Raw genomic sequence first — 20,260 nt, forward strand, 5'->3', positions numbered from 1 at the left:
ATGGTCGTCGCCAGGCGTGCGGATGTGCCGCCGTTTCACGTGATGGACGTGGTGTCCGCCGCCGCCATCCGGCAGCGCACCCACGGTGACGTGCTGTCGCTGGCCGCCGGCCAGCCCTCCACGCCCGCACCTGCCCCGGTGCTGGCGGCGGCGCACCGCGCGCTGGAGACGCAGCCGTTCGGCTACACCGAGCAGCTGGGCATCCCGGAGCTGCGGGAGGCCATAGCCGGCCACTACAGGACCCGTTATGACCTGGACGTGTCGCCGGAGTCGGTGATCGTGACGACTGGGTCCTCGGGTGCCTTCCTGTCGGCGTTCCTGGCCGCCTTCGACGCCGGCGACCGGGTGGCGCTGCCGCGGCCGGGCTATCCGGCGTACCGGAACATCCTGGCCGCGCTGGGTTGCGAGGTCGTGGACCTGCCGTGCGGGCCGGAGGTGGACTTCAAGCCGACCGTGGAGATGCTGGACGGCCTGGACATCCAGGGCCTGGTCGTCGCCAGCCCGGCCAACCCCACTGGCACGGTGCTCGATGCCAGCCGCGTCGCGGAGCTGGCCGCGTGGTCCGAGCGCAACGGTGTCCGGCTGGTCAGCGACGAGATCTACCACGGCATCAGCTACGGCGAGCCGCTGGACTGCGCCTGGCGGACCTCCCGCGAGGCGATCGTGGTGAACAGCTTCTCCAAGTACTTCTCGATGACGGGCTGGCGGCTGGGCTGGATGCTGGCGCCGCAGGAGCTGGTGCGGCCGGTGGACCGGCTGACCGGCAACTTCACGCTCTGCCCGCCCGCACCCAGCCAGCACGCGGCGGTCGAGGCGTTCACCCCCGAGTCGTACGCCGAGGTGGACGCGCACGTCGAGCGCTACCGGCTGAACCGGGACCTGCTGGTGAAGGGCCTCGCCGAGCTGGGCATCGACAAGCTGGCCCCGGCCGACGGCGCGTTCTACGTGTACGCCGACGTCTCGCACCTGACCGACGACTCGATGGCCTGGTGCAAGCGGTTGCTGGCCGACACCGGGCTGGCCATCGTGCCGGGCGTGGACTTCGACCCGGTGCACGGCGACCGGTTCGTGCGGCTGTCCTTCGCCGGCTCGACCCTGGACATGGAACGGGCCCTGGAACGGCTCAACGGATGGCTTCCGACGATGCCCGATCGGTAGCTGGAGCCCCGCGCGGCACGCGCGGCACTGTCCCAGTCTCAGGGCGACCCTGATCTGTCCCTGATCTACGCCTCGGAAGCCGCCAAAGGCCGTGCCGGAGTGGCAGGCTTGGTGTCAAGGCAAACTGCTGAAGGGGAGACCGCCATGTTCGCCATCATCGCCATCCTGCTGATCGTCTGGCTGGCCATCACCGTGTTGGGCGCCGTGCTCAAGGGCCTGTTCTGGCTCGCCGTCATCGGCGGCCTGCTGTTCCTGGGCACCGCCGCCTACGGCGCGCTCAGGAACAAGTCGCGAACCTGACCAAGGTGGTGGCGAGCTCGTCGGCGGAGGTCCACAGGTGGGCCGGCATGCCGACGGCGAGCGCACCGTCCACATTGACCTGACGGTCGTCGACGAACAGGCAGTCCGCCGCCCTGGCGCCCAGTTTGCCGAACAGGGCGGCGTAGAACTCGGCGTCCGGCTTGGCCAGCCGGAGGTCGCCGGAGAACACCAGGTGCGTGAAGCGCTCGGCCCACGGCTGGCGCTCGGCGACCCGCCCGAACGAACTGGGGGCGTTGGACAGCAGCGCCAGCCGGGCGCCCATACCGGCCAACTGGCCGAGCAGCTTCACGGTCTTGTCGTCGGTGGACAGCCAGCCCTCGATGTCCAGGCGGGTCAACTCGTCGGACAACGCCGAGTCCACGTCGACGCCGACGTGCGCGCAGACGGCCCGCCAGTAGTCGATGTCCGGGCAGCCGCGGTCGTAGGCGTCGCGCTCGGACCAGTAGCCCGGCTCGAACGCCTCCAGCGTCGCGCCGACGCGGGCCGCCATCGCGGGAATCGCCTGCGTGTGCAGGCTGATCACGCCGCCGTAGTCGAAAACGAGCCAGGGGTTCAACTCGCGCTCCCGATGCGGTGCAGGGCTTCCTTGACGTCGGCGGTGGACAGGTCCCGGTGCGTGACGAAGCGGACCTGGCCGGACATCGGCCCGGTCTGGATGCCGAGCCGGCCCAGCATCTTGATCGCGTTGCGCACGTCCGGCACCGCGGCCAGCACGATGTTCGTCTCCGGCGTCCGGGTGCTCCAGCCGAGCTCGGTCAGGCCCTCGGCGAGCAGCGTGGCGTTGGCGTGGTCGGTGGCGAGGTCGTCGATCCGGTCCAGCGCGACGAGCCCGGCCGCGGCCAGGATGCCGCCCTGTCGGACGCCGCCGCCGAGCATCTTGCGCACCCGGCGGGCCTCGACCACGAAGTCCTCGGTGCCGGCGACGACCGAGCCGACCGGCGCGCCGAGCCCCTTGCTCAGGCAGACCTGCACGGTGTCGACGCCGACCGCCAGCTCGGCCGGGCCGACGCCCAGGGCCACGGCGGCGTTCCACAGCCGCGCGCCGTCCAGGTGCACCCGCAGCCGGCACTCGCGCGCGGCGGCGACGAGCTGCATGTGGGCGGCCAGCGGCATGATCGCGCCGCCGGCGGCGTTGTGGGTGTTCTCCAGCGACAGCAGCGTGGTGTGCAGGCCGTCGTAGCGCGGCTCGTTGCCGGCGATGTCGTGGATGGCCTGGGCCGACATCCGGCCGGGGCCGGCGTCCCAGTCCATCGGGCACGGCATGCCGCCGGCGATCCAGGCGGCGGTGCCGAGCTCGGCGTCCAGCACATGCGAGCCGTGCGCGGCCAGGAACCGGTCGCCCTTGCGCAGCTGGAGGAACAGTGCGATCAGGTTGCCCATGCTGCCGCTGGGCACCCACAGCGCGGCCTCGGTGCCGAGCAGTCCAGCCACCCGTTCCTCGAGCGCGCGCATCGTGGGGTCGTGTTCGAGCACGTCATCGGCCACCTCGGCGGAGGCCATCGCGGCGCGCATCGCCTCGTCCGGCTTGGTCACGGTGTCCGAGCGGAAGTCGAGCAGCGGCTGCTGGGTCACGGTCGGATCACACCACATCGGGTGGTGCCGGCCTGCACCCACCCGTATGGCGGACGTCACCAGGGGCGTGCAACCGTATGGGGCCACCTTTCCGTCCGGTAGGTGTCGACAGGACAGCAGAGAGAGCCCGCGTGGACCAGCGCGACGAGCAGGAGTTCGCGGAGTACTTCGCGGCCCGGCGCGATGCCGTGCGCCGAACCGCGTACTTGATGTGCGGCGACTGGCACCGCGCGGACGATCTCGCCCAGACCGCGTTCGTCGCCCTGCACCGCAGGTGGCACAAGATCAGGGATCGGGAGGCCCTGGACGCCTACGTGCGACGGACGGTGGTGCGCGCGGTGATCGACGAGTCGCGCCGGCCCTGGCGCCGGGAGCGGTTCACCGACCAGCTGCCGGACGCCCCGGCGGCGACGACCGAGGTCGGCGACGCGGTCGCCACCCGGCACGTGCTGCTGGACGGGCTGCGCAAGGTGCCGCCGCGCCAGCGGGCGGTGCTGGTGCTGCGGTTCCTGGAGGGACTCGACGTCGCCGCGGCGGCGAAGATCCTCCGGTGCACCGAGGGCACCGTGAAGTCCCAGACGGCGCGGGGCCTGGAGACGCTGCGCGCGGAGCTGGGGGACGTGCTCGACGACCTGCGGCCGGCGACGTGACCGTGACGGGGAGGTGGAAGGACGGATGGACGAGAAGCAGCTAACGGACAAGTTCAGGGACGCCGTGGGCGAGATGCCGCCACCGTCCTTCGACACCAAAGACGTCCAGGTCGCCTCGGCGCGGGCGACGGCCCGGGCCCGCAAGCGCTTGCAGTCCGGCGTCGGTGTGGCGCTGGGCGTGGTGCTGATCGGCGGCGTGCTGGTGCTGGTCAAGCCGTTCGGCGGCGACGCCATCAACACGTCGAGCGCGGGCTCCGCGGCGGGCCCGAACGTGCCTTCGTCGCTGTCGCTGAATCCGAACGTGGACACCGGCCCGCAGACCGGCAAGATGGCCCCGAACCACACCGAGGAGGGCACCAGCGCCAACTGCGGCGGGGCCGACCAGGGCCTGGCCGCCGCGCTGGTGACCGAGCTGCCGATCCTCACCGGCGCCGAGACGCAGGCCGCGGACGTGGGCTGCCCGTCCGGCTCGTCCGCGGTGGCGTACCAGACCACCGACGGCTCCAACTCCGGCAAGATCGAGATGGTGCTGGTGCCGGCCTCGGTGGCGAACGACCCGAGCACCGGGGCCAAGCCCGCGGTGACCGTCAGCAAGGGCAACTCGATCACCGTGGCGACCCGCAGCGGCGGCGCGTTGACGCTGGCCAGCGTGCCGATGAACGGCTCGACCGTCGGCCCTTACGCGGGTCAGCTGGGCGACATCGCGGCCCGGCTCGCGGCGCTCTACTGACCACTGGCACCATCGCGGGTCATGACCGCCGCCAGCACCCCCAAGGGCGAGCGCCGTCGCCACGAGCTGGTCGCCGCCGCGGCGGCGCTGCTGACCGAGGGCGGTTTCGACGCCGTCCGGCACCGGGCCGTGGCCGAGCGCGCGGGCCTGCCGCTGGCCTCCACCACGTACTACTTCGACTCGCTGGACGAGCTGGTCGAGGCGGCCGTCGAGCACAACGGCCGGGCCGAGCTGGACGCCGGCCGGGCGCGGCTGGCGGAGCTTCAGGCCGGCGAGCCGATGGACGTCATCGAGTTCGCGCTGGACCTGCTGGTCAAGGACAGCGACACGCAGGCGGTGCTGCTGCGCTACGAGCGGCTGGTCGGCACCGCCCGCCGGCCCTACCTCCAGCCGCTGATGCGCCGGATGGGCGTCGAGCTCCAGCAGCTGCTGCTGGACCTGCTCACCGCCGGCGGCTTCGCGATGACCCCCGAGCGCGTCGACCAGTTGATCGCCGTGGTGGACGGGGCGGTGGTCAACGCCCTGATCGAGGTGCACCCCGATCCACGCGCCGCGGCCCGGCGGATGCTGCTCTCGGTGATGCCCGACCTGGCGAACCATTGACCATGTCGGGCCTGCCCGACCGGGCGGCGCATTAAGCTCTGGATACGTGACGACCAAGCCGCTCATCCCCAACGTGCTCGCCGGCCGCTACGCGTCGGCCCAGCTGGTCGGCCTCTGGTCGCCGGAACACAAGGTCGTGCTGGAGCGGCAGCTGTGGCTGGCCGTGCTCCGCGCGCAGGCCGAGCTCGGCATCGACGTGCCCGCCGGCGCGGTCGCCGACTACGAGCGGGTGCTGGACCAGGTCGACCTGGCGTCCATCGCCGACCGCGAGCGGGTCACCCGGCACGACGTGAAGGCCCGGATCGAGGAGTTCAATGCCCTGGCCGGCCACGAGCAGGTGCACAAGGGCATGACCTCGCGGGACCTCACCGAGAACGTCGAGCAGCTCCAGATCCGGCAGTCGCTGGAGTTCGTCCGCGGCAAGGTCGCCGCCGTGCTGGCCCGACTGGCCCGGCTCGCGGTCGAGCACACCGACCTGGTGATGGCCGGCCGCTCGCACAACGTGGCCGCGCAGGCCACCACCCTGGGCAAGCGCTTCGCCACCGCGGCCGACGAGCTGCTGGTGGCGTTCGGGCGGCTGGAGGACCTGGTCGAGCGGTACCCGCTGCGCGGCGTGAAGGGCCCGGTCGGCACCGCCCAGGACATGCTGGACCTGCTGGGCGGCGACGCGGCCAAGCTGGCCGAGCTGGAGCGCAAGGTGGCCGAGTTCCTGGGCTTCCGCCGGGTGCTGACCAGCGTCGGCCAGGTCTACCCGCGCTCGCTGGACTTCGACGTGCTGTCGGCGCTGGTGCAGCTGGCCGCCGCGCCGTCCAGCCTGGCCAAGACGATCCGGCTGATGGCCGGGCACGAGCTGGTCACCGAGGGCTTCAAGCCCGGCCAGGTCGGCTCCAGCGCGATGCCGCACAAGATGAACACCCGGTCCTGCGAGCGGGTCAACGGCCTGACCGTGATCCTGCGGGGCTACCTGGCGATGACCGGCGAGCTGGCCGGCGACCAGTGGAACGAGGGCGACGTGTCCTGCTCGGTGGTGCGCCGGGTCGCGTTGCCGGACGCGTTCTTCGCGCTGGACGGCCTGCTGGAGACGCTGTTGACCGTGCTGGACGAGTTCGGCGCGTACCCGGCGGTGGTGTCCCGCGAGCTGGACCGCTACCTGCCGTTCCTGGCCACCACCAAGGTGCTGATGGCGTCCGTGCGGGCCGGCGTCGGCCGGGAGACCGCGCACGAGGCGATCAAGGAGAACGCCGTCGCGGTCGCGCTGGCCATGCGTGAGCAGGGCCAGGAGCGCAACGACCTGCTCGACCGGCTCGCCGCCGACTCACGGATTCCACTGGACCGCGCCCAGCTCGACGAGCTGCTGGCCGACCGGCTGTCGTTCACCGGCGTGGCCGGGGCGCAGGTCGACGCGGTCGCCGCCGAGATCGGCAAGACCCTGGAGCGCTTCCCCGACGCCGTCGGGTACGTGCCGGAGCCGATCCTGTGAGCGCCCAGGTCGCCGGCCTGGTCAGCTACCCGATCAAGGGGTGCGCCGGCACCCCGGCCAGCACCGCCGTCGTCACGCCGACCGGCTTGCTCCACGACCGCGCGTGGATGGTCGTCGACGGCGACGGCGTGTTCCGCAGTCAGCGCAACGAGCCCCGGCTGGCCGTGGTCCGGCCGTCCGTGCAGGGTGACCGGCTCGTGGTGACCGCGCCCGAGATCGAGGACCTGGTGCTCGACGTCATGCCGGACGGCCCGCAGCGGCCCGTCCGGGTGCACAGCTGGAACGGCATCGGCGCCGACCAGGGCGATGCGGCGGCCGAGTGGTTCAGCGAGGTGCTCGGCGAGCCGTCCCGGCTGGTCGGGCTGCCGCCCGGGCACCACCGGGTGTCCGGCGGCGAGATCGAGGGCCTGGTCGGCTTCGCCGACGCGCACGCGCTGCTGGTCACCTCGCTGGCGTCGCTGGACGGCCTGAACGAGCGCATCCTGGCCAAGGGCGCCGAGGCGGTGCCGATGTCCCGGTTCCGGCCCAACATCGTCATCAGCGGCTGGTCCGAGCCGCACACCGAGGACCAGGTGCGCCGGATGACCATCGGCGACGTCGAGTTCGGCTACGCCAAGGAGTGCGTGCGCTGCGCCGTGCCGATGGTCGACCAGGACACCGGCCGCCGCGCCGGCCCCGAGCCCATTCGCTCCCTGGCCCAGTACCGGCGCCACCCCGACGGCGGCGTGACCTTCGGCATGAAGGCGGTCGTGCTGCGCCCCGGCGCCGTCTCCGTCGGCGACGCCGTGGCGGTGCAGCGCTGGGCGGAACTGCCTAGCTGCGCAGCCGAACCCGCCTGACCCGGTACTCCGGCGCCAGCGTCAGCTCCCGGCCGCCGGTCAGCGCGATGTGCAGCCAGCCGTCCGGCTCCAGACGGGTGGCGGCCACCTCGGCGGCCGGGCCGATGCTGCCGTACGGGCGGAACCACTCGCCCGGCGCAAGTGCCGACACCGCCGTGGAATCGAGGTTGACGGCGCGTGAACTTGGCTGCACGTAAAGGATCCAGAGCTTCCAGACGGCGAATCCCGCGGCGGCGAAAGGAAACGGCAGCCACGGCACGTTGAACGGCAGCGCGAGCAGGGAGCAGGCGAGCGCCGGCCACACCCCGGAGCTGATCGGCAGCCGACCGATCTGGAGCCAGCCGGTGGTGCGCACCATGCCGTTGGGACACAAGCCGCGCGGCGTTCGGCCGTCGGGGAGCCTCGCGGTCACGACCGGTCAATACGCGGCCCTTCGGACGCCGTTTCGCCCTGGACGTTCGGTTCACTCGAACGGCCGGTGAACCGAACACGTAGGCTGCGGGTCGTGCCCGCACTCACTGACTACGAGCTGATCGCCGCCGGCAAGGTCCGCGAGCTCTACCGCGTCGACGACGAGCTGTTGCTGCTGGTCGCGTCCGACCGGATCTCCGCGTACGACTGGGTGCTGCCCACCGAGATCCCGGACAAGGGTGCGGTGCTCACCGCGATGAGCGTGTTCTGGTTCGAGGCGCTGGGCGACATCGTGCCGAACCACCTGGTGTCCGACGACGACGGCCGCATCCCGGCCGAGGTGCGCGGGCGGGCGCTGCTGGTGCGCAGCCTGGACATGATCCAGTTCGAGTGCGTGGCGCGGGGCTACCTGACCGGCTCGGGTCTGATCGACTACCGGAACACCGGCGCGGTCTGCGGGGTCGAGCTGCCGGCCGGCCTGGTCGAGGCGTCCCGGCTGGCGGAGCCGATCTTCACGCCGGCCACCAAGGCGCCGATCGGCCAGCACGACGAGAACATCACCTTCGACCGGATGGCGGCCCAGGGCCGTGAGGAGGCCGAGGAGCTGCGGGACCTCACCCTCGCGGTGTACCGGCGCGGCGCCGAGATCGCCGAGAAGGCGGGCGTCATCCTCGCCGACACCAAGCTGGAGTTCGGCCGCGACGCGTCCGGCCGGATCGTGCTGGGCGACGAGGTGCTGACGCCGGACTCGTCCCGCTACTGGCCGTCCGAGGGCTACGAGGCCGGCCGCGTGCAGCCGTCCTACGACAAGCAGTACGTCCGGGACTGGCTCACCTCGCCGGAGTCGGGCTGGGACCGCAAGTCCGACACCCCGCCCCCGCCGCTGCCCGCGGAGGTCGTCGCGGCCACCCGTTCGAAGTACGTCGAGGCGTACGAGCGTGTCACCGGCAAACGGTTCTGACAGGGTTCGCCGACGCGACACCTGACCGTCAGGCCGGGGCAATGCCGGTGCTGCGCACTTAACGGGTGAGCTCGCGGCTGGTTGTCTCGCTGTCCGGCATCAACGCCCGAACGCTCGCGCAGGCCACCGCCCTGGCTGCCGAGCTGGACTCGCGTGGGGTGCCGCTGTCGCTGTTGGTCGCCCCGAGGGTGGGCCGGCACTCGGCGGACTCGCCCGCACTGCGGTGGGTCCGCAGCCGCGCCGCCGGCGGCGACGCCGTCGTGCTGCACGGCCTTGACCACGACCTCGACCCGTGCCGGCGGCCCCGGGTGATCCGCCGCCAGGCCGAGTTCGCCGCGCTGCCCGCGCACGAGGCGAACCTGCGCCTGGTCGCGGCCCGGGCCCTGCTGGAGCGGCTCGACCTGCACACCGACTACTTCGCGCCGCCGCGCTGGCTGGCGTCCAACGGGACACTGATCGCCTTGCGCCGTCACGGTTTCCGGCTCTGTGCCGACGTGACGGCCGTGCGCGACCTCCAGACCGGCGTGGTGATCCCGGGCCGGGTGCACGGCCTTGCGGCCCGCACCGAGCGTGGCGAGCAGTGGCTGTGCTGGGCGCTGGTGCTCGGTGTCGCGCGGGCGGCCCGCCGCAGCGGTCTGGTGCGGATCGCGGCGGACGCCGGCGACCTGCACCGCGCCGGCCCGCGGCAGGCCGTGCTCGACGCCGTGGACATCGCGCTGCACCACGGCGCCGAACCCGTGACCTACGGCGGGCTACAGCTTCGTCGCCTCGCCGTGAGCTAGCCGCACGATCTCTGTGCCCTCGGGCTTGGTCTGGTTGAGCCAGTTCTCCGTGAGCATGTGGCCGAGATCGCTGTGCAGGCCCTCGTGGATCGGCACGCCCACGCGGGGCCGAACCGCCTTGACGTAGTCGAGCACCTCGGCCAGCTTCAGCCACGGCGCCGACTCCGGCACGCCCAGCACGTCCACGTCGCCGTCCGGGCGGGCGAACGAGTCGCCGGGATGCAGGAACGCGCCGCCGTCGACCAGGTAGCCGACGTTGGTGATGCCGGGCAGGTCGCCGTAGATGGTGGCGTGCGCGCCGCCGATCACGTCGACCGTGGCGCCGGCCAGCGACAGCTTGTCGCCGGCGTTCGCGACCGTGTGCTCCAGGCCCAGCTCGGTGACGATGCCGGCGGAATCCGGGTCCACCACGAGCTTCGCGCCCGGGTTGGCCGCGAGCAGCGCCGGCAGCCGGTCGCGGTCGAGGTGGTCGAAGTGCTGGTGCGTGATCAGCACCGCGTCCAGGCCCTCGGTCTGCTCGAAGCCCGTGGCGAGCGTGCCCGGGTCGATCAGCAGCCGCGCCGAGCCGGTGTCCAGCAGCACGCACGCGTGTCCGAAGTGGACGATATGCATCGATGGCTCCTTCGCTACGTGTCCCTGCACCCTATGCCTGGAGCTTGTCCAGGACCTCCCGTTCCTGTGCGGGCGTCAGCCCCGATCTGCGCTCCCGGTCGAAGCCGAGTTCGGTCTCCCTCGCCAGCGCGCCGCGCACGGCGTCCTCGAACGGCCGGAAGGTCAGGCCCGCCGCGATCGCCTTCGACACGTCGTGCGTGGTGAAGCCCATGTGCTTCGGCGGCAGCCACAGCGGCAGCGACTTCGGGCCGCCCCAGTACTGAACGTCGTTGTCCCGCAACAGTTCCTCGCTCACCGTGACCGTCTCCGTGCCCGCCGGTGCCAGGATTTCCCTGATCTCGTCGAGAAGTCCGCCCAGCGGTCGGGAGATTCCGGTGGCGTTGTACACGCCCGTGATCCGCTGCTCGCCGGCATCGATGATCCACTTCGCCAGGTCGCGGACGTCCACGTGCTGGGTCATCTGGCCGTCCACCGGCGGCAGCAACACCCGGCCGCCGCGCGCGAACCGCCCCGGCCAGTAGCCGAACCGGTCGCTCGGGTCCTTCGGGCCCGTGATCAGGCCCGAGCGCACCACGAACGCCCGATCGGCGAGGTGCTCCAGCACCTCGTTCTCGCTCGCGACCTTCACCGCCCCGTACAGACCGGGGTCGGCGTCCGGCTTCGTGCCGTCCTCCCGCCGGGGCGCCAGCAGCGTCGAGTCCTCGTTCTGGCCCTGCTCCTCGAAGCTCGCGTAGGCGCTGATCGAGGACACGAACGTCCAGTGCCCCGCGTTCGGGCCCAGCGCGCGGACCGCGTCCCTCACCCAGGGGTAGGAGATCGTCGCCACGTCCACCACCGCGTCGAACCGCTCGTCCTTCAGCGGCTCCAGCCCGTCCGGATCGCTGCGGTCCAGCCGTACAAGCTTCGCCCCCGCCGGCACGTCTCCACCCGTGCCCCTCGCCGCGCAGACCACCTCGTGGCCCCTTCGCAGCGCCTCGGCCGCCACCGTGTGGCCGAGGAACACCGTCCCACCCAGCACCAGTAGTCGCATGGCTCACACCCTCGACCGGTTCCCAGCCGGCCGCCACCCCTCTCGCGCTGGGCGAACGGGCCCGCACGGGTGAGTGACGGAAATCATCCGTCCGGGGAAGGCCGCCCTGGACAGCGTGCGGCTCGGCCGCCGACCGCCCGGACATCGGCCGGGCGCCTGTCCTCGGCTCACTGTCCTCGGCGGATGTGACGTCCACCGGCCGTTCAACTGGTGTCCATCGACTTCACCCAGGTCAGGTAGGCTCTGGCGGTACCGCGACCCCTCCACACCGGGAGCATCCTCAGTGGCCCGAGTCGTCGTCGACGTCATGCCCAAGCCCGAAATCCTCGACCCGCAGGGTCAGGCGGTGGCCAATGCGCTGCCCCGTCTCGGATTCGACGGCATCGGCAGCGTCCGCCAAGGCAAGCACTTCGAACTGGACGTCGACGACTCGGTCGACGACGCCACCCTCGCCAAGATCGCCGAGACCTTCCTCGCCAACCCGGTCGTCGAGGACTGGGTCGTGCGGCGGGTGGAGTCGTGACCGCGCGCATCGGGGTCATCACCTTCCCCGGCACCCTGGACGACCACGACGCGGCCCGGGCGGTGGACCGCTCGGGCGCGCAGTCGGTGGCGCTGTGGCACGCGGACGCCGACCTCAAGGGCGTGGACGCGGTCGTCGTGCCGGGCGGCTTCAGCTACGGCGACTACCTGCGCGCCGGCGCGATCGCACGGTTCGCGCCGGTCATGTCCGAGGTCGTCGCGGCGGCGGCCAAGGGCCTGCCGGTGCTGGGCATCTGCAACGGCTTCCAGATCCTCTGCGAGGCCGGCCTGCTGCCGGGCGTCCTGATCCGCAACAAGGGCCTGCACTTCGTCTGCCGCGACCAGTGGCTGAAGGTGGAGAACACCACCTCGGCCTGGACGACGCGGTTCGACCAGGGCGCGGAGATCCTGGTCCCGCTGAAGTCGGGCGAGGGCTGCTACGTCGCCGACAAGCACGTCCTGGACGAGCTGGAGGGCGAGGGCCGGGTGGCGTTCCGCTACGTCGGCGGCAACCCGAACGGCGCCCTCAACGACATCGCGGGCATCACCAGCGCGAACGGCCGCGTGGTCGGCCTGATGCCGCACCCGGAGCACGCCATCGACGCGCTGACCGGCCCGTCGGACGACGGCCTGGGCCTGTTCCTGTCCGCTCTCGACACCCTGGTGGCGGCGTGACCACTGAGTCGATTCTCAACTCCGCAAGCGAGTCCTCGGTCGACCACCTGCTCGACACCGTCGAGCACGCGACGGCGACGCCCGACAACGCGCAGCCCTACCGCGAGCTGGGCCTGAAGGACGACGAGTACGCGCGCATCCGCGACATCCTGGGCCGCCGGCCCACGGACGCCGAGCTGGCCATGTACTCGGTGATGTGGAGCGAGCACTGCTCGTACAAGTCGTCCAAGGTGCACCTGCGCTACTTCGGCGAGACCACCACCGACGAGATGCGGGCCAAGATGCTGGCCGGCATCGGCGAGAACGCCGGCGTGGTCGACATCGGCGACGGCTGGGCGGTCACCTTCAAGGTGGAGAGCCACAACCACCCGTCCTACGTGGAGCCCTACCAGGGCGCGGCGACCGGCGTCGGCGGCATCGTCCGCGACATCATGGCGATGGGCGCCCGCCCGATCGCGGTGGTCGACCCCCTGCGCTTCGGCCCGGCCGACGCCCCGGACACCCGGCGCGTGCTGCACGGCGTGGTCGCCGGCGTCGGCGGCTACGGCAACTGCCTGGGCCTGCCCAACATCGGCGGCGAGCTGGTGTTCGACGCCACGTACGCGGGCAACCCGCTGCTCAACGCCGGCTGCATCGGCGCGCTGCGGGTGGAGGACCTGCACCTGGCGCACGCCTCCGGCACCGGCAACAAGGTCATCCTGTTCGGCGCGCGGACCGGCCTCGACGGCATCGGCGGCGTGTCGGTGCTGGCCAGCGACACGTTCTCGGGCGACGAGGGCGGCACGGGCCGCAAGAAGCTGCCGAGCGTGCAGGTGGGCGACCCGTTCACCGAGAAGGTGCTCATCGAGTGCTGCCTGGAGCTCTACCGCGAGGGCATCGTGGTCGGCATCCAGGACCTCGGCGGCGCCGGCCTGTCCTGCGCGACCAGCGAGCTGGCCAGCGCCGGCGACGGCGGCATGCACGTCTGGCTGGACCGGGTTCCGTTGCGCGCCAAGGGAATGACGCCGGCCGAGGTGCTGTCGTCGGAGTCCCAGGAGCGCATGATGGCGGTCGTGCGGCCGTCCGATGTGGACGCCTTCATGCGGGTGTGCCGCAAGTGGGACGTCATCGCCACCGAGATCGGCGAGGTGACCGAGGGCGACCGCCTGGTCATCACCTGGCACGACCAGGTCGTGGTGGATGTGCCGCCGCGCACCGTGGCGCACGAGGGCCCGGTCTACCACCGGCCGATCGAGCGCCCCGCCGACCAGGACGCGCTCCAGGCCGACGGCCCCGAGTCGCTGCCGCGGCCGAGGACCGCCGACGAGTTGCGGGCGCTGCTGCTGCGGATGATCTCCTCGCCGAACCTGGCGTCCAAGCGCTGGGTGACCGAGCAGTACGACCGCTACGTGCGGGGCAACACCGTGCTGGCCCAGCCGTCCGACTCCGGCATGGTCCGGGTCGACGAGGAGACCGGCCGCGGCGTGGCCCTGTCCACCGACTGCAACGGCCGGTTCTGCAAGCTCGACCCGTACCAGGGCGCGCAGCTGGCGCTGGCCGAGGCGTACCGGAACGTGGCTGCCACCGGCGCGACGCCGCTGGCGGTCACCGACTGCCTGAACTTCGGCTCGCCGGAGGACCCGGGCGTGATGTGGCAGTTCGAGCAGGCCATCAAGGGCCTCGCCGACGGCTGCGCGCAGCTGGGGATCCCGGTCACCGGCGGCAACGTCAGCTTCTACAACCAGACCGGCACCACGGCGATCCTGCCGACGCCGGTGGTCGGCGTGCTCGGCGTCATCGACGACGTGGCCCGGCGCACCCCGACCGGGTTCGGCGCCGAGCCCGGCGAGACGCTGTTGCTGCTCGGCGACACCCGTGACGAGTTCGCCGGCTCCGAGTGGGCACACGTGGAGCACGGCCACCTCGGCGGCCGGCCGCCGCAGGTCGACCTGGAGCGGGAGCGGCTGCTGGCCGAGGTGCTGGTCGCGGGCTCCCGCGACGGCATGCTGTCGGCGGCGCACGACCTGTCCGACGGCGGCCTGGCGCAGGCGATCGTCGAGTCCTGCCTGCTCGGCGAGACCGGCGCCCGCATCATCCTGCCGGAGGGCGCGGACCCGTTCGTCCAGCTGTTCTCCGAGTCGGCGGGCCGGGTCGTGGTGGCGGTGCCGCGCAGCGAGGAGCTGCGGTTCACCGAGATGTGCACGGCGCGGGAGTTGCCGTGGGTGCGCATCGGCGTGGTGGACAAGGAGTCGAACGAGCTGGAGATCCAGGGCGTGGCCACGTTCGGTCTGGACGAGCTGCGCGAGGCCTGGGAAGGCACCCTGCCGGCGTTGTTCGACTGAGCTTTTGGCGCGCGTTCCGCGCGCGGCTCGGCCGCCCACGAGGCCGATGCCTTCCCTTGGCCGATGTCGATCGATGGAAAGATTCGATCGACATCGGCCGGCGGTCCAGGCATCGGCGGCGGCCTCGCGCTCTGTGCCACACCTTGCCCGTTGCGTGCGACTGACCTAGTTTCGCCCCATGCGCTACGGGGCGATGTACGGGCCGGATGTGACGTTCCTCGGCGTGGAACGCTGTGCTCTCGCCGAGCCGGCTTCCTTTGCGGGAGCCGACGTCGTGATCGTGGGCGCGCCCTACGACGGCGGGACGTCGCACCGGCCCGGCACGCGTTTCGGGCCGATGGCCATCCGCACCACGGATTACCTGGGGCACAACGGATCCCGGCCCAGCCTGGCGCTGCGCGTGGACGCCCTCAAGGACCTGCGGGTGCTCGACGCCGGCGATGTGGAGATGTACGCCGGCGACGAGATGGAGAGCCACGCCGCCATCGAGGAGGCGGTGCACACGATCACCGCGTCCGGCGCGATCCCGGTGGTGCTGGGCGGCGACCACAGCATCGCGCTGCCGGATGCCCGCGGCGTGGCCCGGCACTACGGCTTCGGCCGTGTGTCGATGATCCACTTCGACGCGCACGCCGACACCGGCGACATCGAGTTCGGCCACCTCTACGGCCACGGCCAGCCGATGCGCCGCCTGTTGGAGTGCGGCGCGATCCGCGGCGACCGGTTCCTCCAGCTGGGGCTGCGCGGCTACTGGCCGGAGCCGGACACCCTGGACTGGATGGCCGAGCAGCGGATGCGGTCGTACGAGATGACCGAGATCGTCACCCGCGGCTTCGACGAGTGCCTGGCGGAGGCGTCGGCCATCGCGATGGACGACTGCGACGGCGTGTACCTGTCGGTGGACGTGGACGTGTGCGATCCCGGGCACGCTCCCGGCACCGGAACCCCGGAGCCGGGAGGCATCTCGGCGCGGCAGCTGCTGGATGCGGTGCGCGGCATCTGCTACCGGCTTCCCGTGGTGGGCGTGGAGATCGTGGAGGTGTCGCCGCCCTACGACCACGCGGAGATCACCGCAGCGTTGGGCAATCGTGTTGTGCTGGAAGCGTTGTCGGGCATCGCCCGGCGCCGCAAGGACGCCGAGAGCGGCCACACCTGGGATCCGGCGCAGCCGCTGCTCGACGGCCGCTGACTCAGCCCGTGGCCAACACCTTCAGGCGATCGAGTCCCGCGCTGAAGAGGTCCTGGTCGCCGGGGAAGGTGCCGGAATCCGCGTACTGCCAGAACGTCCAGAAGCTCCAGCCGGCCGGGAGCGTGCCCGCGCTGCTGGCGTAGCGGGCGATGAACAGCGGGTCGTTGGCGGCCAGGCCGCTCCAGTTGCCCGTGCACTTGGTCCACCAGTCCAGCGTCGTGTACACGGTGACCCAGCGCGTGGTCTTCGTGTGCATCTCGTTGACGAACGCCTGGATCCAGCTGCGCATCGAGGCCTGGCTAAGGCCGTAACACGTGTCGCCGTAAGGGTTGTACTCGATGTCCAGCATCGGCGGCAGCGTCTTGCCGTCGCGCGACCAGCCGCCGCCGTGCGCCACGAAGTAGTCCGCCTGCGCCTTGCCCGAGGCCTTGTCCGGCAGCGCGAAGTGGTAGGCGCCGCGGATCAGGCCCACGTTGTAGGAGCCGTCGTACTGCTGGGTGAAGTCCGGGCTCTGGTAGTCGGTGCTCTCGGTCGCCTTGACGTAGGCGAAGGTCGCGCCCTTGGACTTCACCGAGCTCCAGTTCACCGCCCCCTGCCAGCCGCTCACGTCCAGGCCCGGAATCGTGGTCAGCGGCGCGAACCCCGCCGGCCCGCGGCCCTCGTGCGAGGCGACCGTGGACCCGGCGAAGTCCCGGTCCGGGTGGTAGCCCGGGGTGGTAGCGGCATACGTCGGGGCGGCGGCCAGCAGCGCGCCCGCGGTCACGGCAACGGCGGCGACAAGCGCCCGTATCGTGGCGGAAACCATCTGTACACCTCACATTTCCCCAGTGACGCCAAGGGTTTCCTGGCGCCACTGGGGAGTGTGGGCGTGACCGGAGTCCAAGGTGGAGTGACCTCGGCCACTGGTCACGGGTGACAGTTGACTCAGCCGAGCGACAGGGCCTGGAGCCGGTCGTAGGCGCCGTTGAAGAGGTCCTGGTCGCCGGGGAAGGTGCCGGAGTCCGCGTATTGCCAGAAGGTGTAGTAGCCCCAGGCGTACGGGAGGGTGCCGGCGCTGCTGGCGTAGCGTGCGACCCAGAGCGGGTTGGTGGAGGTGAAGTCACCCTGGTTGCCGGTGCACTCCTGCCACCACTGCTGCGCGGTGTAGATCACGGGCCACGCGCCGGTGCGGGCGTGGTAGGTGTTGCTGAAGTCCAGGATCCACTGGACCATGCCGCCCTGCGAGAGGCCGTAGCAGTCGGCGCCGTAAGGATTCCACTCGATGTCCAGCGCGCCGGGCAGCGTCTTGCCGTCGGCGGACCAGCCGCCGCCGTGGTCGACGAAGTAGTTGGCCTGCGTCCCGCCGCTGGTGGTGTTGGGGGTGGCGAAGTGGTACGAGCCGCGGATCATGCCGACGTTGTAGGAACCGTCGTACTGCTGCTCGAAGTTGGCGTTGGTGTAGTACGTGCCCTCGGTGGCCTTGATGTAGGCGAACCGGGCGCCGTTGTTCCACGCGCCCTGCCAGTTGACGTTGCCCTGGTAGCTGGAGACGTCCATGCCGTAGACGACGGTCAGCGGTCCGAAGGAGGTGGGCTTGGGCGCGGTGCGGTGGCCGAGGTGCCGGGCGACCTGGGAGCCCATGGTGTGGTTGTGCTGGGCGTCCTGTACGGAGTCCGGGGGATTCGGATTCCCGGTCGCGGCGGCGGCGCCGGCAGGGGTGGTGGCGCCGAACGTCAGGGACAGGATCGCGGCGGCGAGGACGGCCGCGCAGCGGCGGCCTCGGCCCGCAGGGAGTAACCGAGTGTTCATGATGGAACCTCTCGATCTGCTCGCAGGGAAGCGGATCACGTGGAACTTCCACGTTGGGTGAAGTGTGAACGACTATTCACGTATTGACCAGATTGGCGGTGATTTTCTCACGTATACGGAGTAGCGGTATTACGTCGTCGGGGTGAACTTCGTTGGCCTGGCAGCGATGTCGGGCGTGCGCCAACGGCTAGTCTGCGCCACGTGTCAACCCTGGGGCCACACGTCTGGTTAAGAAGTCACGAGACCTGTCACCCGTTGACGAACGCGTGCAGCTTGCCGGCGTTGCCGTTGAACCGGTTCTGGTCGCCCGGAAAGGGGCCCTTGTCCGCGAACTGCCAGATCGCCTGGGACTTCCAGCCGGCCGGCAGAACGCCGACATCCGTGCCGTAGCGCGGTATCCACAACGGATTCCCGCCGAACGCCGCGCTGTTGCCGGTGCACTTCGTCCACCACGTGTAGCTGGTGTAGATCACCGGCGCGCGGCCGGCGCGCTTGCCCAGTTCGGTGACGAAGTCCTTGATCCACGTGACCATCTGGTCCGTCGAGAGCTTGTAACACGTGTCGCCGTACGGGTTGTACTCGATGTCCAGGGCCGGCGGCAGCGTCTTGCCGTCGCGCGACCAGGCGCCGCCGTTGTCGAAGAAGTAGTCGGCCTGGGTCTTGCCGTCGGACACGTCCGGCAGCCCGAAGTGGTAAGCCCCGTGCGCCAGCCCGGCGCTGTAGGAGCCGTTGTACTGCTGGGTGAAGTACGGGTTGGTGTAGGTGACGCCCTCGCTCGCCTTGGCGTAGGCGAACGAGCCGCCGCCCTTGGCGACCGTGCCCCAGTCCACATTGCCCTGATAACTGGCGACGTCCAGCCCCAGGGCGTCGTCGTCGGCCCGGACGTCCAGCAGCGGCCGGCCGCCGGTGCCCTCGTGCTTGGCGATCTGCGACCCGGCGTAGTCGTCCTGCGGATGGGCCAGCGGCCGCGCGTAGGCGGGCGTGGGGGCGGCGAGCGCCGCGGCGACGAGCGCGCCGGCCAGCAACGCCCGCACCCCTGTTCGTGTCGTCGACTCCATGGGCGAATTCCTTCCCCGTTGGGGGGACCGAACGGACTATCACAGTAGACCGAATGGCCGAATTTCTCGCGCTGGGCAGCTCCGCGTGTCCGGGACTAGCGTTGGCGGACATGGGTCTCAGGCATCCGGCCGACGACAAGGGCCGGCACACCGACGTTTCCGTCAACCCGGTCTTCACCAGGGAGCCGGTGAGCATCCCCCGGCACACGCTGCCGGACGAGGGGGTCGATCCGGAGCTGGCCTACCAGGTGGTGCACGACGAGCTGATGCTCGACGGCAACGCCCGGCTGAACCTGGCCACCTTCGTGACGACCTGGATGGAGCCGCAGGCCTCGCGGCTGATGTCGGAGACGTTCGACAAGAACATGATCGACAAGGACGAGTACCCGCGCACCGCCGAGCTGGAGTCGCGGTGCGTGCGGATGCTGGCCCACCTCTGGCACGCCGAGGACCCGGACCGCGCGGTCGGCTGCTCGACGACCGGGTCGAGCGAGGCGTGCATGCTGGCCGGCCTGGCGCTCAAGCGGCGCTGGCAGCACAAGCGCCGTGTGGACGGGAAACCGACGGATCGCCCGAACATCGTGATGGGGATCAACGTCCAGATCTGCTGGGAGAAGTTCGCCAACTACTGGGACGTCGAGGCGCGCCTGGTGCCCATGGACGGCGACCGGCTGCACCTGTCGGCGGCCGAGGCGGTGGCCCGCTGCGACGAGAACACGATCGGCGTGGTCGCCATCCTGGGATCCACCTTCGACGGCTCGTACGAGCCGGTGGCCGAGATCTGCGCCGCGCTGGACGAGTTCCAGCAGCGCACCGGCCACGACATCCCGGTGCACGTGGACGGCGCGTCCGGCGCGATGGTCGCCCCGTTCTGCGACCCGGACCTGGAGTGGGACTTCCGGCTGCCGCGGGTGGCCTCGATCAACACCTCCGGCCACAAGTACGGCCTGGTCTACCCGGGCGTCGGCTGGGCGGTGTGGCGGGACAGCGAGGCGCTGCCGGAGGACCTGGTGTTCCGGGTGAACTACCTCGGCGGCGACATGCCGACGTTCGCGCTGAACTTCTCCCGCCCCGGCTCTCAGGTGGTCGCCCAGTACTACAACTTCCTGCGGCTGGGCTTCGACGGCTACCAGCGTGTGCAGCTGTACTGCCGGGAGGTGGCGACCTGGCTGGCCGGGGAGATCGGCAAGCTGGGCCCGTTCCAACTGCTGACCGTCGGCGACCAGTTGCCGGTGTTCGCCTTCACGCTGTCCGACGAGATCACGCGCTACTCGGTGTTCGACGTGTCGGCGGCGCTGCGGCAGGCGGGCTGGCTGGTGCCGGCGTACACGTTCCCGGACAACCGCACGGACCTGTCGGCGCTGCGCATCGTGGTGCGCAACGGCTTCGGGCGCAATCTGGCCGAGCTGCTGCTGGAGGACCTGCGCCGCGCGCTGCCGGTGCTGGAGCGCCTGGAGCGGCCGCTGCTGGGGTCGGAGGCGGCGGGCTTCGAGCACGGCCAGCACCGCTAGACCAGACCTTGACGAGCGCCGGGACCGCTCCCCACTATTAGGAAAGT

22 protein-coding genes are annotated in these 20,260 nt (G+C 71.1%); 14 read left to right on the forward strand and 8 right to left on the reverse strand.

The features are described from left to right. Positions 1-1,158 (forward strand): pyridoxal phosphate-dependent aminotransferase, encoded by a 1,158-nt coding sequence (locus BCF44_RS00435; protein WP_116172060.1) that lies wholly within the window; start codon positions 1-3, stop codon positions 1,156-1,158. A 144-nt stretch (positions 1,159-1,302) separates the two neighbouring features. Beyond that, positions 1,303-1,458, forward strand: a complete 156-nt coding sequence (locus tag BCF44_RS55195) for a hypothetical protein (RefSeq protein ID WP_170217275.1) — start codon at positions 1,303-1,305, stop codon at positions 1,456-1,458. Here the strand turns inward: BCF44_RS55195 and BCF44_RS00440 are convergent. Together BCF44_RS00440 and BCF44_RS00445 are read right to left on the reverse strand one after the other, a co-directional pair. Further along, positions 1,436-2,035: an HAD-IA family hydrolase gene (locus BCF44_RS00440; protein WP_116172061.1), complete on the reverse strand. Its 600-nt coding sequence runs from the start codon at positions 2,033-2,035 to the stop codon at positions 1,436-1,438. The two genes, BCF44_RS55195 and BCF44_RS00440, sit on opposite strands and share 23 nt — an antisense overlap. Continuing rightward, positions 2,032-3,069 (reverse strand): threonine aldolase family protein, encoded by a 1,038-nt coding sequence (locus tag BCF44_RS00445; RefSeq protein ID WP_116172062.1) that lies wholly within the window; start codon positions 3,067-3,069, stop codon positions 2,032-2,034. The genes BCF44_RS00440 and BCF44_RS00445 overlap by 4 nt, the downstream gene beginning before the upstream one ends. Before the next feature lie 113 nt (positions 3,070-3,182). Between BCF44_RS00445 and BCF44_RS00450 the strand changes: the two genes are divergently transcribed. From BCF44_RS00450 to BCF44_RS00470, 5 genes are read left to right on the forward strand one after another with little or no spacing between them, the layout of a single operon-like run. Next, positions 3,183-3,701: a SigE family RNA polymerase sigma factor gene (locus tag BCF44_RS00450; RefSeq protein ID WP_116172063.1), complete on the forward strand. Its 519-nt coding sequence runs from the start codon at positions 3,183-3,185 to the stop codon at positions 3,699-3,701. A 25-nt stretch (positions 3,702-3,726) separates the two neighbouring features. Further along, on the forward strand, positions 3,727-4,431 hold the full coding sequence (locus BCF44_RS00455; protein ID WP_116172064.1) for a hypothetical protein: 705 nt from the start codon (positions 3,727-3,729) through the stop codon (positions 4,429-4,431). A 21-nt stretch (positions 4,432-4,452) separates the two neighbouring features. Then, on the forward strand, positions 4,453-5,034 hold the full coding sequence (locus BCF44_RS00460) for a TetR/AcrR family transcriptional regulator (RefSeq protein WP_116172065.1): 582 nt from the start codon (positions 4,453-4,455) through the stop codon (positions 5,032-5,034). Between the two features lie 46 nt (positions 5,035-5,080). Continuing rightward, a complete protein-coding gene (purB, locus tag BCF44_RS00465; protein ID WP_116172066.1) occupies positions 5,081-6,514 on the forward strand; it encodes an adenylosuccinate lyase in 1,434 nt (477 codons plus the stop codon). Next, positions 6,511-7,353, forward strand: a complete 843-nt coding sequence (locus tag BCF44_RS00470; protein WP_116172067.1) for an MOSC domain-containing protein — start codon at positions 6,511-6,513, stop codon at positions 7,351-7,353. The genes purB and BCF44_RS00470 overlap by 4 nt, the downstream gene beginning before the upstream one ends. Here BCF44_RS00470 and BCF44_RS00475 read toward each other — a convergent pair. Next, the gene (locus BCF44_RS00475) at positions 7,328-7,765 is read right to left on the reverse strand and encodes an intracellular growth attenuator family protein (protein WP_147328338.1); all 438 of its coding nucleotides are present in this window, start codon (positions 7,763-7,765) and stop codon (positions 7,328-7,330) included. The genes BCF44_RS00470 and BCF44_RS00475 overlap by 26 nt on opposite strands. Positions 7,766-7,858: 93 nt before the next feature. Between BCF44_RS00475 and BCF44_RS00480 the strand changes: the two genes are divergently transcribed. Together BCF44_RS00480 and BCF44_RS00485 are read left to right on the forward strand one after the other, a co-directional pair. Beyond that, positions 7,859-8,725, forward strand: a complete 867-nt coding sequence (locus BCF44_RS00480) for a phosphoribosylaminoimidazolesuccinocarboxamide synthase (protein WP_116172069.1) — start codon at positions 7,859-7,861, stop codon at positions 8,723-8,725. A gap of 65 nt (positions 8,726-8,790) precedes the next feature. Next, positions 8,791-9,507 (forward strand): DUF2334 domain-containing protein, encoded by a 717-nt coding sequence (locus BCF44_RS00485; protein ID WP_116172070.1) that lies wholly within the window; start codon positions 8,791-8,793, stop codon positions 9,505-9,507. Here the strand turns inward: BCF44_RS00485 and BCF44_RS00490 are convergent. Together BCF44_RS00490 and BCF44_RS00495 are read right to left on the reverse strand one after the other, a co-directional pair. Continuing rightward, positions 9,478-10,119, reverse strand: coding sequence for an MBL fold metallo-hydrolase (locus BCF44_RS00490; RefSeq protein ID WP_116172071.1), 642 nt, complete (start codon positions 10,117-10,119; stop codon positions 9,478-9,480). The genes BCF44_RS00485 and BCF44_RS00490 overlap by 30 nt on opposite strands. Positions 10,120-10,150: 31 nt before the next feature. After that, positions 10,151-11,149 carry an NAD-dependent epimerase/dehydratase family protein gene (locus BCF44_RS00495; protein WP_116172072.1) on the reverse strand — a complete coding sequence of 333 codons (999 nt, stop codon included), beginning with the start codon at positions 11,147-11,149 and terminating at the stop codon, positions 10,151-10,153. A gap of 283 nt (positions 11,150-11,432) precedes the next feature. Between BCF44_RS00495 and purS the strand changes: the two genes are divergently transcribed. The 4 genes from purS (at position 11,433) to speB (ending at position 15,856) form a co-directional block, all read left to right on the forward strand. Continuing rightward, positions 11,433-11,672, forward strand: a complete 240-nt coding sequence (gene purS / locus BCF44_RS00500; protein WP_116172073.1) for a phosphoribosylformylglycinamidine synthase subunit PurS — start codon at positions 11,433-11,435, stop codon at positions 11,670-11,672. Further along, positions 11,669-12,346 (forward strand): phosphoribosylformylglycinamidine synthase subunit PurQ, encoded by a 678-nt coding sequence (gene purQ, locus BCF44_RS00505; RefSeq protein ID WP_116172074.1) that lies wholly within the window; start codon positions 11,669-11,671, stop codon positions 12,344-12,346. The genes purS and purQ overlap by 4 nt, the downstream gene beginning before the upstream one ends. 47 nt (positions 12,347-12,393) lie before the next feature. Next, positions 12,394-14,667 (forward strand): phosphoribosylformylglycinamidine synthase subunit PurL, encoded by a 2,274-nt coding sequence (gene purL, locus BCF44_RS00510; protein WP_116172800.1) that lies wholly within the window; start codon positions 12,394-12,396, stop codon positions 14,665-14,667. 178 nt (positions 14,668-14,845) lie between these two features. Next, positions 14,846-15,856 (forward strand): agmatinase, encoded by a 1,011-nt coding sequence (gene speB, locus BCF44_RS00515; RefSeq protein WP_211352831.1) that lies wholly within the window; start codon positions 14,846-14,848, stop codon positions 15,854-15,856. Between the two features lies 1 nt (position 15,857). On the opposite strand, the gene BCF44_RS00520 is transcribed toward speB, so the two are convergent. The 3 genes from BCF44_RS00520 to BCF44_RS00530 all read right to left on the reverse strand — a co-directional run bounded on the left by BCF44_RS00520 (position 15,858) and on the right by BCF44_RS00530 (position 18,702). After that, a complete protein-coding gene (locus tag BCF44_RS00520) occupies positions 15,858-16,661 on the reverse strand; it encodes a lysozyme (protein WP_116172075.1) in 804 nt (267 codons plus the stop codon). A 119-nt stretch (positions 16,662-16,780) separates the two neighbouring features. Next, the gene (locus BCF44_RS00525) at positions 16,781-17,644 is read right to left on the reverse strand and encodes a lysozyme (RefSeq protein ID WP_116172076.1); all 864 of its coding nucleotides are present in this window, start codon (positions 17,642-17,644) and stop codon (positions 16,781-16,783) included. A gap of 248 nt (positions 17,645-17,892) precedes the next feature. Further along, complete coding sequence (locus BCF44_RS00530; RefSeq protein ID WP_116172077.1) at positions 17,893-18,702, reverse strand: lysozyme; 810 nt, start codon at positions 18,700-18,702, stop codon at positions 17,893-17,895. 110 nt (positions 18,703-18,812) lie between these two features. On the opposite strand from BCF44_RS00530, the gene gad reads away from it, so the two are divergent. Beyond that, positions 18,813-20,213 (forward strand): glutamate decarboxylase, encoded by a 1,401-nt coding sequence (gad, locus tag BCF44_RS00535; RefSeq protein ID WP_116172078.1) that lies wholly within the window; start codon positions 18,813-18,815, stop codon positions 20,211-20,213. The last annotated feature ends 47 nt before the right edge of the window (positions 20,214-20,260 follow it).

It is taken from the genome of Kutzneria buriramensis, from assembly GCF_003387475.1.
GTDB lineage: Bacteria > Actinomycetota > Actinomycetes > Mycobacteriales > Pseudonocardiaceae > Kutzneria > Kutzneria buriramensis.

Coding starts and splice junctions, on each gene's coding strand:
- BCF44_RS00455 (WP_116172064.1), top strand. CDS start 3,727: ATGGACGAGAAGCAGCTAACGGACAAGTTCAGGGACGCCGTGGGCGAG.
- BCF44_RS00460 (WP_116172065.1), top strand. CDS start 4,453: ATGACCGCCGCCAGCACCCCCAAGGGCGAGCGCCGTCGCCACGAGCTG.
- BCF44_RS00445 (WP_116172062.1), bottom strand. CDS start 3,069: ATGTGGTGTGATCCGACCGTGACCCAGCAGCCGCTGCTCGACTTCCGC.
- BCF44_RS00525 (WP_116172076.1), bottom strand. CDS start 17,644: ATGAACACTCGGTTACTCCCTGCGGGCCGAGGCCGCCGCTGCGCGGCC.
- BCF44_RS00495 (WP_116172072.1), bottom strand. CDS start 11,149: ATGCGACTACTGGTGCTGGGTGGGACGGTGTTCCTCGGCCACACGGTG.
- gad (WP_116172078.1), top strand. CDS start 18,813: ATGGGTCTCAGGCATCCGGCCGACGACAAGGGCCGGCACACCGACGTT.
- BCF44_RS00435 (WP_116172060.1), top strand. CDS start 1: ATGGTCGTCGCCAGGCGTGCGGATGTGCCGCCGTTTCACGTGATGGAC.
- BCF44_RS00520 (WP_116172075.1), bottom strand. CDS start 16,661: ATGGTTTCCGCCACGATACGGGCGCTTGTCGCCGCCGTTGCCGTGACC.
- speB (WP_211352831.1), top strand. CDS start 14,846: ATGCGCTACGGGGCGATGTACGGGCCGGATGTGACGTTCCTCGGCGTG.
- BCF44_RS00490 (WP_116172071.1), bottom strand. CDS start 10,119: ATGCATATCGTCCACTTCGGACACGCGTGCGTGCTGCTGGACACCGGC.
- BCF44_RS55195 (WP_170217275.1), top strand. CDS start 1,303: ATGTTCGCCATCATCGCCATCCTGCTGATCGTCTGGCTGGCCATCACC.
- BCF44_RS00530 (WP_116172077.1), bottom strand. CDS start 18,702: ATGGAGTCGACGACACGAACAGGGGTGCGGGCGTTGCTGGCCGGCGCG.